The 10866-nt window shown below is 69.8% G+C and carries 8 protein-coding genes; 3 read left to right on the forward strand and 5 right to left on the reverse strand.

The annotated features are described in order from the left end of the window. Positions 1–682 precede the first annotated feature (682 nt). Together GL263_RS13220 and GL263_RS13225 are read left to right on the forward strand one after the other, a co-directional pair. Positions 683–3205: a DEAD/DEAH box helicase gene (locus GL263_RS13220; RefSeq protein WP_182855875.1), complete on the forward strand. Its 2523-nt coding sequence runs from the start codon at positions 683–685 to the stop codon at positions 3203–3205. Further along, complete coding sequence (locus GL263_RS13225) at positions 3205–3492, forward strand: hypothetical protein (RefSeq protein ID WP_182855876.1); 288 nt, start codon at positions 3205–3207, stop codon at positions 3490–3492. Before GL263_RS13220 ends, GL263_RS13225 begins: the two co-directional genes overlap by 1 nt. A gap of 21 nt (positions 3493–3513) precedes the next feature. Here GL263_RS13225 and GL263_RS29060 read toward each other — a convergent pair whose 3' ends face one another. From GL263_RS29060 to GL263_RS13245, 4 genes are all read right to left on the reverse strand, one after another. Beyond that, positions 3514–5466 carry a DUF3732 domain-containing protein gene (locus GL263_RS29060; protein ID WP_182855877.1) on the reverse strand — a complete coding sequence of 651 codons (1953 nt, stop codon included), beginning with the start codon at positions 5464–5466 and terminating at the stop codon, positions 3514–3516. Continuing rightward, the gene (locus tag GL263_RS13235; protein WP_182855878.1) at positions 5463–5948 is read right to left on the reverse strand and encodes a three component ABC system middle component; all 486 of its coding nucleotides are present in this window, start codon (positions 5946–5948) and stop codon (positions 5463–5465) included. The genes GL263_RS29060 and GL263_RS13235 overlap by 4 nt, the downstream gene beginning before the upstream one ends. Beyond that, positions 5948–7162 (reverse strand): ABC-three component system protein, encoded by a 1215-nt coding sequence (locus GL263_RS13240; RefSeq protein WP_182855879.1) that lies wholly within the window; start codon positions 7160–7162, stop codon positions 5948–5950. Before GL263_RS13240 ends, GL263_RS13235 begins: the two co-directional genes overlap by 1 nt. A gap of 139 nt (positions 7163–7301) precedes the next feature. Beyond that, the gene (locus GL263_RS13245; RefSeq protein WP_182855880.1) at positions 7302–8708 is read right to left on the reverse strand and encodes a replication-relaxation family protein; all 1407 of its coding nucleotides are present in this window, start codon (positions 8706–8708) and stop codon (positions 7302–7304) included. A 688-nt stretch (positions 8709–9396) separates the two neighbouring features. Here GL263_RS13245 and GL263_RS13250 point away from each other — a divergent pair. Continuing rightward, positions 9397–9846, forward strand: a complete 450-nt coding sequence (locus GL263_RS13250) for a hypothetical protein (RefSeq protein ID WP_182855881.1) — start codon at positions 9397–9399, stop codon at positions 9844–9846. A 453-nt stretch (positions 9847–10299) separates the two neighbouring features. Here GL263_RS13250 and GL263_RS28395 read toward each other — a convergent pair. Continuing rightward, positions 10300–10866: hypothetical protein (locus GL263_RS28395; protein WP_228456479.1), on the reverse strand; the 567-nt coding region annotated here is incomplete at its 5' end.

Raw genomic sequence — 10866 nt, forward strand, 5'->3', positions numbered from 1 at the left:
CCTACGGGCTGCGCCCGTAGCAGCGAGCCGGGTCGCTGCGCTCCCCGGCCGCTCCCGCTCCGCGTGAGCGGAGGCGGCTCGCTCCGCTCACCGCCAAGCGGCACGCGCTCCGCGCTCACCGCCAAGGGCAGGGCAGCCGGCCCGCGTTGCGGGCCGGGGCCGGCCTCCGGCCGACCCGTGGCCTCCGCTGCGCTCCAGCCACACGGGGCGCGCGCCCCACTCCCCCACCCTCCAGGTGTAGCACGCTCCGCGCGGCCCACCCACGGGCCTGCGGCCCGAGCAGCAGCAAGAGGAAGGGGAGGTGACAGGTAGTCGGGCAGGTGACGGGGGGCTCGGGGCCGACCACCCGAAGGAGAGGCCGAATTGAGGGGGCGTCAAGGTCCTGGATTGGCTGGCGATAAGGCAAGAATAACGGCTTTCAGTCACGTTCGGGGGAATCTCAGCATTCTTTGTGCTTCATTTCTGAGAGCGAGATAGACTCTGGACTCAGAGCACACCACCCCCGGACCGCTCCGGAGGGTTATTGAGATCCACCCGGCCGCCTTGCCGATGCTCCGGCGGGGCGGATCAACCAGCCGATCGCGTCAATCCCACCGTAGCCCTTGTGGCCCATCTACGTGCAGGTTTCCCGTTCCCCGCCGCTCGAATCGACCGGACGGCACCACAGGAGAAGGCAGGCGATATGTCGAGCACAGACCGCGCTGATCAGCGCGAGGCAGCCCAGCGAGAAGCCATTGACGCGGTCGTGCGCGCCCTCGAATTGCCTGCAAGATCACTTGTGCCCGAGCGAGGGCTTCGAACGCAGGTGATCATGGCGACCGGGTCCGGGAAGACCCGGGTGGCGGTCCGCAGCGCGGAGGAGCTCCACGCGGGCCGTGTGCTGGTGCTCGTGCCCTCGCTGGACCTGCTCGCCCAGACCGAGGCCGCGTGGCGCGAGGGAGGCCGCCGGGGACCGATGATCGGGGTCTCCTCGCTGCGCGGTGAGGAGGTGTCCTTCCCCAACACCACGGACGTGGACGAGCTGGTGGAGTGGACGCGCGGCTTGGACAAGGTGACCGTGTACGCCACGTACGCCAGCCTCGGGCTGGGCACGCTGGAGCGGGCGCACGCCGGGGGCCTCGCGGCCTGGGACCTGATCGTCGTGGACGAGGCCCACCGCGTTTCGGGACGGATCGGGAAGCCGTGGGCGGTCGTCCACGACAACCAGAAGATCCCGTCCCTGCGCCGCCTCTACATGACGGCCACGCCCCGGCTGTGGCAGCTCGGGGACGAGGACGAGGCCGGCGCCCCCGGCGAGCTGGTCGCGAGCATGGAGGACGACCCCGAGGGCCCCTTCGGCAGCCGCTGCTTCACCCTGACGCTCTCTGAGGCCATCGACCGGGGAATCTGTGCCCCCTACCAGGTCGTCTGCGTGGACGTCACAGACACCGCCCTCCAGGCCGCGCAGCTCCTGGGCGCGGAAGGCCGCTCGGCAGAGGTCCGCGGGGCCCGGCTCGCCGCCCTACAGACCGCCCTAGTGAAGGCGTCCGCGGAAGAGGGCTTCCGCAGGACGCTCGTGTTCCACCACCAGGTCCGCGAGGCCGAGGCGTTCGCGGCCGGCCTCCCGGACGTCGCCGCGCAGCTGCACGCCAGCGACCCCGAGCTGTACCCGAAGACGCTCTGGGCGGACTGGCTGTGCGGCGACCACAAGCCGCTCCACCGCCGCCGGCTCCTCGGGGAGTTCGCGGCCGGGATCGCCACCGACGGCACCGTGGTGGAGAAGTGCTTCCTCTGCTCGGTGAAGGTCCTGGGCGAGGGCGTCGACACCAAGAACTGCGACTCCGTCTACTGGGCCGACGTACGCGGCTCCATGCCCGACCTCGTCCAGGCCGTCGGCCGGGCGCTGCGGATGCAGCCCGGCGAGGGCAAGATGGCCAGCCTGGTCGTGCCGGTCCTGCTCGGGCCGGGCGAGACGGCGGACAACATGCTGACCTCCCGGGCGTTCGGCGGCCTCGCCAAGCTCTTGGAGGCGCTGCGGGCCCACGACGCCAGGATCGTGGAGACCCTCGCGGAGCAGCAGGCACCGAGCCGCTACAAGCCCGTCAGCAAGGACGCCAGCGGCACGAGCACCGGCGGGAGCGGTGAGGGCTCCGGAGGCGTCAGTGCCCCCGCCAAGGCCCTGCTGAAGTTCTCCACGCCCCGCGACCCGGCCGCCCTCGCCGCGTTCATCAACCTGCGCGTCCTCAACCCCGAGCACGAGCACTGGCGGCGCGGAGTGGAGGCCGCCGTCATCTACGCCCGCGAGCACGGCGACCTCCGGGTGCCGTTCACGTTCCGCGTGCCCGCCGTCGACGACCAGGAGGTGGAGGGCGAGGGGTGGCCGGCCTCGCTCGCCGGGTTCCCGCTGGGGCAGTGGACCGCCGACGCGCGCCGGTTCTACGCCCGCGGTGACATGGACGAGGATCGCGTCGCGCAGCTGGAGAAGCTCGGCATGATCTGGTCGCACTACGACGTCGCGTGGGAGGAGGGCCTCGCGGCAGCGCGCGGGTGGGCGGCCGAACACGGCCACCTCCTGGCCCCGCTGGACGCCACCTTCCAGGGGTACCGGGTGGGCATCTTTCTGAAGAACGCGCGGGCCGCCGCTCGCAAGGCGCAGGAGATCGAGCAGCGCCGTGCCGAGGGCCTGCCGGTGGAGTCGTCGGCCGGGGCGCTGTCGGACGAGCGGCGCGAGCAGCTGGAGGAGATCGACGCCTCCTGGTGCCCGAGCTGGCCGGTGACGTGGCAGCGGTGCTTCCACCTGGTCCGGATGCACCTGGACGCGGGCGAGGCACTGCCCGCTACGGCGGGCGACGTCCTGCGCCAGGGCGAGGATCTCGGCCGGTGGGTGCAGTCGGTCCGGCGCGGCTGGGACCAGCTCACGACCGTGCAGCAGTGGATGTGCGAGCAGGTCCTCGGCATCGAGCCCGCGAGCGAGGACGAGAAGCCGAAGCCGCGCCGTACACAGGCCGACAAGTGGGCAATGAACTACCAGGCCGCCAAGCAGTACTACGAGCGCGAGGGCCACCTCCAGGTCCCCCGGAAGTGGGTTGAACGGATCGTCGGCGAGGACCAGGAGGAACGGGAACACAAGCTGGGCGCCTGGATCAGCAACCAGCGCTCCCGGGCGGCGACCCTGACGCCGGAGCGGATGGAACTGCTGTCCGCCATCGGCATGCGCTGGTCCTGATGGGCGTCGCCGTCACCGCGGCCGCCGCGCTCGCGGCCGGCTATCTGCTCAGGCGGCTGCGCCCGTGGCAGCGGCTGGGCGACCGGGCGGCCGATCAAGTGGGCTTCACCGGGACGTGTGCCCGGGGCGGCGCCGGCCGCCAGGCCGTCGTCGTCCTGGCCCACGCCGTCACCGCGCCGCGCACCAACTGGCGCATCATGCGCGCCCCGGCCACCGACACCCCCGTGCCGGTGCCCGTACACGATCCGAACTGGGTCGCCAACCGCGCCCGGAGAGAGCACGAGTAGACGGAAGGTCACCGACTCCTCTTAGTCAGCTTCTTCCTCGATCCAATCGGCTGGTACGAGCGCTTGATTGGTGTCGTAGCGCCATCGCTGAGTCACGTACGGTCCGAAGTCGGGGTGATCAAGGTCGGCGTGTTCCATGACGATGACTTGGAACTGCCCTTCTAGCAGGCGCAGCGTCTGATGGATCGCCTGGAAGATGTTCAACAGTTTGTGGCGGTCGTTGGCGCCCAGGATGGCTTCGCCTGTGTGATCGGGCGGGAAGAAGACCTGCGACGGCTGGTCGAGCACCAGGAGATGAGGCACTGGGGCGCGGTGCTCGGTGTACCACTCGTGCAGGCTGAGCATGGCGGCTACGTGGTAGCCAAGGTGGTTCTCGCCGCTGCCCATCTCAGGTAGAGGTAGAGGGCCGTCTGCTTTGTCGGCGATAACAGTGAGGCGGTTGACGTCGAGGCGGATGGGGTTTTCCGAGTGCTCAAGGCTGAGTGCGGCGGCCTTACTGGTGATCTTTTGGCTGATCAGCGAGAGGTAGCTGGCGAGGCGCTCGCCCTGCGTGTCGTCGCTGAGCAGCTCTTCAAGGTCGGCAATCTGCTGGCGGAGCTCTTCCCGCCGATCTTCCACTTGGGGGGTTACCGCGCGGTGAGCGGTGGTGTCCAGGTAGAGGCTGATGCGTCCCTGGACCATGGCGGCGCGGCGCGCATCGTCGGGTTCTTGTTGCAGGGCGCGCAAGCCCGCAGTGACTTCGTTGATCTCTTCTTGATTTCGGGCGAGTGCGGAGCGCAGTTCTTGCAGGCGCTCTTCTTCCTGGCTGATCAGGCGTTGGATCGCCGGGGTGTCACTGCCGATTACTTGGAGATCACCGTTCAGATGGGCGAGATCGCGGGTCAGGGCGGTGACGGTGTCGTTGGCGGAGGCAAGGGTGCTCTGGCATACCGGGCAGTGCGTGGCCCTGGAGGTTTCGGGGTCTCGGCGGAGCAGGCCGAGGGAGACCAGGCGGGCGCGTTGTTCGGTGGCTTGGGCGGTGAAGTCGGTGTTCTCGGCAAGTTGGCGCTTGAGATCGGCGATCTTTACACGAGTCTGTCCATGAAGGGCGCGTAGCTCGTTGCGCCGCGTGGTGAGGGCGCTGAGGGGGTCCTCGGCGCTGTCCTGCTCGGGCGACGGCTCGGTGTGGCTCAAGGCTTGGCGAAGGAGGCCCAGTACTTCGTCGGCTGACGGCTCTGGGTTGGTCAGGGGTGCCAGCAGGTGTGCTTCGACGGCCTCGGTGAGCAGGGCTCGGGCTTGGCCGGTGGCGGGGTCGAGATTCTGAGAGGGGGCGAGCGCGGCTTCGAGGTCAGCGAGGTCGCGGCGCAGGAGACGTAGGCGGTTGCGACGCAGCGCTTGTTCGGGGTCGACGGCGCCCAGGAAGTAGGGGATGACTCCGCGGATTGTGTTGGGTCGCCATTCCTCGCCCTGGGAGTGGAAGAGCAGGTCGGGGTTGGCGACCTCGTTCTGGGCCTGGAGGCAGAAGAACAGGGCGTGGCGGATGGATGGGGCAATGGTCTGGGCTCGGCCGACAGCCGGTACGCGGACAGTGCGGTCGATGCCGCAGAAGTCGCTGAGCATGTCCTTCGCCGCATCCAGCGGGGTTGCGAACATGAGCTCTTGCAGTGGCGGGGGCGGGGTGCCAGGGGCTTGCGGGAGGATGCACAGGACGGTGCTGACGGCGGATTTGCCTTCGGGTGCGCGTCGGGCGATGAAGAGCTGCTGTTCGGGCTTGACCAGGGTGAGCGCGTAGGCGCTGACGTAGTCGCGGACCTTGCCGGCCTTGACCGGGTAGCCGGAGCTGCCCAGGCAGTAGTCGATGATGGTCAGCAGGGCGCTTTTGCCTCGTCGAGAGTCGCCGGTGACGATGTTGAGGGTGCCGGGCTCGAAGGGCACTGTGCGCACCTGGCCGGCCCGTTTGCCGTAGATGGTGACCGCACGGATCTGAAAGGTCACGGCTGGACTCCAAGGAGGGTCAGAACGGTACTGAGGCTTCCGGTGCTGGGGAGCCAGCGGCCGAGCTGGAAAGCAGCCTTCTGGATGGCGACGCTCTGTTCCGTGTCGCCTTTGATCGTCTTGGCGAGTGCGCGGGGGAACGGGTCCAAGCCGCCGCTGTGGCAGTGCAGGATGCGGCTCTGCAACGCGAACAGCAGGCCGGGCCGCACGACGCCAGCCAATGAGGCCGCGTTGCGTGTCATAGCAACTCGCACGGCGTCGTTCTCATCCAACCACCCCATCAGGCCGGTTCCTGTGGTGGCCGGCAGGACGGCCCGGATAGCTGGTTGCAAGGCCATGACGGTGGCTGTCACGGCCACCGGCAGCGGGCACGGGGCGGCGTACTCCTTGTCGTAACCCTGAACGGCCCGGGCGCACAGCACTGCGGTGAACGCCGGGTTGTACAGGGCTCGCTCCTCGCGGCTTAGGTCGACTGCCGTCATCAGCGTGCTCCGGCCGGCTCAAGGAGGGCCAGCAGCCGGGCGGTGAAGTCCGGGTGCCAGCCGACCCGCAGTTCGTCGGCGAGCATGTGATACGACCCCTTGGGGATGAACACCTCTTCAAGGCCAGTGCGGATCTGGGCGCGGGCTTCGCGATCCACCCAGCGGTAGATCAGCTTGGCCTCACGTTTCATCTCTTCCTCGGTTGCCTCGTCACCGAGGTCTTCGCGCATGTCCGCAAAACGCGCCTGCCACTCCTCCACCAGCCTGCGCTCATATCTGCCGAGCTCTCCCACCCGCAGGAGCTTCTCCTCCGACCAGCGTGACCGCTGGTTGAAGGCGCGCACGTAGTCCCGCACGGCCAGACGGATTCGTTCGGAGCCGATGCCGATCAGGTCCAGCTGTCGGACGAACATCTTGTCGGCCGACTCGGCAGGCTCAGGGTCCAGGTCGGCGATATCGGGGTCGATGGGCAGGCTGTTGGGGCCGAACTGGTGGCGTAGATCGCTGAAGACCTGGTCGAACTCCTCGCCGGTGATGGGGGCACCGCCTGGCGAGCGCATCTGCTCGATCACCCGATCGTAGAACCAGCCCTCCAGGCGCGTGAGGAAGGGCTTGGCGAGGTCATGCCCCACGACGAGGGCCGCGTGACCGAGCATGGTCTCGCGGACCTCGTCGATCCGGGGAGCGCCACCGATGACGTCAATCCGGGCCAGCAGGGCGCTCTGCCCCATAGCCCCGTCCGCTTCCAGGCCGTCGAAGGCCGCGAATGCCTTCTGTAGCTTGTCGCTCGAGGACGCTTCACGAGCCGCCCGCAGCAAGGTGAGCGCCTTTTCTTCGTCACGGTGCTCGCTCGCCTTGGGCTGCAGGTGATAGCCGGCGCTGCCGCGCGGCAGTTCGGCCGTCGTCATCAAGAACAGGTTCGTTTCAGCGAGGTCGATCCGCCCGCCCGTAGCCGCTTCACACCAGATCCGCAGTGTCTTCCACAGATCAGGTGCCGAGTCAGTTAGCCGCGTACCTTCTGCTCGCTGCTTGAGCTGAAGCAGCTCTGTCAGCGACCCGGCATGCTTTTCGATGTCATCGGCCGCCTCGACGGCGACGCTCCATTCCAGTCCGCCTACCCACTGCTCGATGCAGAGCTGCAGCGCCTTGGCGAACTGGTAGAGGTAGCCGAGGGCTGAAGCAGACGCCTCGAACTGATCATCCTTGGCCGCCATAGCCCTCCGCCCCTCCTGCCGAACTGGGAGCGATCTTCGCATGCATATCACCCTCGGCACATAGGCGGTCTCAGAATCGTGACACCGGATCGGTCCCCAAACGCCCGAGCTGGCCTTCGACATCGCGAGCCCGGTCGTTTCAGGTACGGAAGCAGGACAGCCAGCCGCCGTCCTTCTGCTCGGGTACGGCCTGGTCCTGTTGTTGGTGCCCATGCTCGATGTGCACGGTTTGGCGTTCGGCGGTGATGGCGCGCTGCTTGCAGCCGTCGCACAGGTGCGGGTGGGAGTCCTTCGGGGCTCCCCAGTCCGTCGGCTGTACCGCCTCCCAGCGGGCGTCGGTGAACCGCGCCCCGCAGCCGGTGCAGACGGGACGGCGGGCCTCGCGCTCGGCCGCCTGCTTCGCCGCCTGCTCCTGGGCTGCCTGCCGCAGCTCCGCCTGGTACGCCGTTGCGCGGGCCTTGGCCTCCTCTGCCTCACGGGCGTCGGCTGACTCAAGGCGCGGGTTGCCGATCGCCTCCAGCAGGGTCTGCGGATGTTCGCGGCCGAAGCGGGCGAACACCGGGCCGGCCGGGCCGTGCTCACGCAGCTGGTTCAGGCCGGCCGTGATGATCGGGATCTTCCGGTCGTAGAGGTGGTGGCCGCCTCGCTGCCGCTCCCCCTGCCACAGGTGACGGGTCAGCTCCATCAGGCGCGGGACGGTGCGGTCGGGGTTGCGCTCACCGAGCCGGTTGAACACCAGCAGCACGGGCGGGTGCGGCGTATCGCCGTACCGGCCCTCGGGGACCGTCCAGCGCGTGCGCCATATCGGGCGCTCCTTGCCGTCGGTGTCCTTTACCTTCCGGCGGAAGAAGCGGGCGTACTTCTCCAGTTTGTCGGCGAGCTCTTCGGCGGTCTCGTGGCAGTTGTCGACCTCGATGAACAGCAGCGGCACTCCGTCCTGCGGGGCGGTGAGCACGAGGTCGGCCTGGGCGCCGCCCTTGCCGGGCGCGTTCCAGGTGCCGGTCGCCGGGAGCGGGACCTCGGTCCAGAACGAGGCGATCGTGCCGATCCCGTCCGGTCCGTCGACGGCGGCTTGGGCGGCGGCCCGGACGTGGGCCGGGTCTTTGGCGAGCTTGGCCATGTTCGGCTTCGGGCGCAGCATGGCGATCACGGTCTCGTTGACGGCCATTGGGTGGGAGGCTCCGCTGGAGCCCGCGCCGCGTGCGGTGGAGCCCATCTCTGTCATCGGGCGCCGCAGTTCGTAGGAGGCGGCTTCCAGGCCTTTGTGGGTCAGGTTGCGCAGGGCGTCGCCCGTCTCGACGGAGCCGCCGTTCGCGGACAGGCCGTGCTTGCGCATGTCGGAGAGCGCGGCGGTGTGCGAGGCGGTGCGGGCCTGCTTCTGCTTCGACGGGGTCGGCTTGTCGGCGTGCCGGAAGGTCAGGTGCGGAGCGCCGATCCGCTGGATCTGATCCGTTGTCGCGACCTTCAGCGCTCCGAGCACGCGCAGCACGTCGCCGCGGTAGCTGTTCGTCGACCCCGCCGGGTTGTTCTTCCTCTTCCCCGCCATCAGCTCTGCTCCCTCGTTGCTCGCGACCGGCCGCCGGCCGACCGCCGCCGCTGCTGCCGCCGCCGCTGGGCGTGCCCGGCCTGGGAGGGCGTCCGGGCCCCCCGGAACCCGAGGCTCTCCTCCAATACGGACATCAGGAGGAGAGAAGAGGGTTGTGACGGCGCGGTTTTCGCGCCGATCCGCGGCCTGACAAGGGGTTTTCCTCCGGCCTGGGGAGCCAGGCACCAAAGGGGGTTCCCAAGGGGCCTTCGAAGGGGGCGTCCGGGGAGTGCCCTTCGGTTTGCCCAGTCCGGGCCGGCCTTCGGGTCCGGTCGGCCCGCGCGGTGCCGCTGCCCGGCCCTCGTGTGGGTGCTCGTCATCGTCTGCTCTCCTTCGCTAACCCCGGCCGGGGTGGTCGGGGCGGAGGAGCAGCGTGCACGGACCCCCCTTGTCCGCGGTCTAACCGTGGCCAGGTCAAGGAGAAACGCGGCCGTGGTCGGGGCGGTAGCAGAGGTGGACAAGGGGGTGCGGTCGGGTTCGCGGTCGGCCCGACCGTCCTGGACAAGGGGGCCCGGTTTGGCCCTTGCAGACCCGATTCGCCGGTTTCGGCTCGGGGGGAGAAATCTCTGGCCTCTGTCCACAGGCTGGCGGGCCGACCCTGCTGGGACGACGCCGTGAGTCGCACGGCGGTCATCGTGAGGAGAGCTTCATGCCGTACCTGATCCCGACCCGTACTCCGCTGACGCCCGAGCAGGTGGAGCGGGGCTTCGACTACCTCCTGGCGCTGCAGACGGGCGGCGGTACCTACGCCGCTGGTCGGGTGGAGGCGACCCCGGAGCTGGCGTTCGTCCTGCTGCGGCTCGCCGAGGACATCATCTGGCCCGTCACGGCCGTGGACGGAGAGGCCGCCGACCTGTGCGCGGACTCCTTCGTGCTGAACGAGGTCGGGTGCGTGCTGCTGTCCGCGCTTCGGGACTGGGCGCGCGACTCCGCCACCACGGCGGTGCTCGGCATCGCCCGCAGCATCATCCGCTTCGTCGAGAACGTGATCCCCGACCCCGACGACCACGGAGACACCTGCGCCACCCTGGAGTCGATGCGCGACGAGCACCTGGCGCTGGCGCACGCGGTGCACTCCGCACCCGGTGCGCACCGCTGACCGCACCAACCGCACCACCGCACCGGGTGGGAGCGCACCGGTGCGGTGGAGCGCACCATCGGGTGTGCACTGGTGCGGTGGTGCGCCCATCCGGTGCGCACCACCGTCCATCCGGTGCGCTCCACTCGGTGGACGGTGCGCGCGCCGGTCCGGCCGGCGCGCGGGAGTGGGGCGCACCGGGTGGGCGGTGGTGCGGTGGAGTGGGCCCGGGTGGAGACGGTGGAGGCGGTGCGTTTCTCCTTGACCTGAGCCGAGGTCAAGGAGAAACGCACCGGGTGGAGGCGCGGCCCCACTCCCGTCGATGGCGTCCCTTCCACCCGGTGGGCTCCACTCGGTGGAGCGGGTGCGGAGCACGGTGGCGTCCACTCCCACCCGGTGGACTCCACTCGGTGGAGTGGACGCGGGGCGTCGTCGGTGCGCACCACCGCACCGGGTCCGCACCATCGGGTCCACTCAGTGGCCGGCCTCCCGGCCGTGGTGCGGTCCGGGTTGCTGTGGGCGGTGCGCCTGCTGTTCGTCCGGGCGCACCGCGCTGGCGTCGGCCTGTGCGGCGGTGCGGTCCGCGAGGACGCGGTCGGCGCGGGCGCGGGCGTCGTTGACCATCTTGGTGGCCGCTTCCTGGAGGCGGCGCAGTCGGTCTGCGGTGAGATCGAGGGCTTCCACGTCCGTGCGGGATGCCCGCAGGGCCCGCAGCGCCGTCAGGTCCAGCGCATCTCGGCGGCCGGGCTTCTGCTCCTGGTCGTCGTGCTCGGGGTCGGCTGGCTCGGGCGCGAGCAGCTGCTCGGGCATCGCCGCCTGCTGGTGGGCGACGACGTCGCACGCCCCGCCCCGCACGGCAGTGGCGGTGGTGGTGCGCAGCTTCTCGCGGAGCACCGCGCCGGCGAGGACGGCGCGCTCGTACTGGAGCGGGATGCGGGGGATCTCCCACTCCCCCGCGCCCTGGCCCAGGGGCCGGGGCGCAGCCGGCTCGCCGGGATCGGCCGGGGGGTGCCGGTCCGGGCCGGGCGCGTAGGCCGGGGG

Origin of the sequence: Streptomyces durbertensis (assembly GCF_014156695.1) — a bacterium.
GTDB classification, from domain to species: Bacteria; Actinomycetota; Actinomycetes; order Streptomycetales; family Streptomycetaceae; genus Streptomyces; species Streptomyces durbertensis.

Coding starts and splice junctions, on each gene's coding strand:
- GL263_RS13220 (WP_182855875.1), top strand. CDS start 683: ATGTCGAGCACAGACCGCGCTGATCAGCGCGAGGCAGCCCAGCGAGAA.
- GL263_RS13225 (WP_182855876.1), top strand. CDS start 3,205: ATGGGCGTCGCCGTCACCGCGGCCGCCGCGCTCGCGGCCGGCTATCTG.
- GL263_RS13235 (WP_182855878.1), bottom strand. CDS start 5,948: ATGACGGCAGTCGACCTAAGCCGCGAGGAGCGAGCCCTGTACAACCCG.
- GL263_RS13240 (WP_182855879.1), bottom strand. CDS start 7,162: ATGGCGGCCAAGGATGATCAGTTCGAGGCGTCTGCTTCAGCCCTCGGC.
- GL263_RS13245 (WP_182855880.1), bottom strand. CDS start 8,708: ATGGCGGGGAAGAGGAAGAACAACCCGGCGGGGTCGACGAACAGCTAC.
- GL263_RS13250 (WP_182855881.1), top strand. CDS start 9,397: ATGCCGTACCTGATCCCGACCCGTACTCCGCTGACGCCCGAGCAGGTG.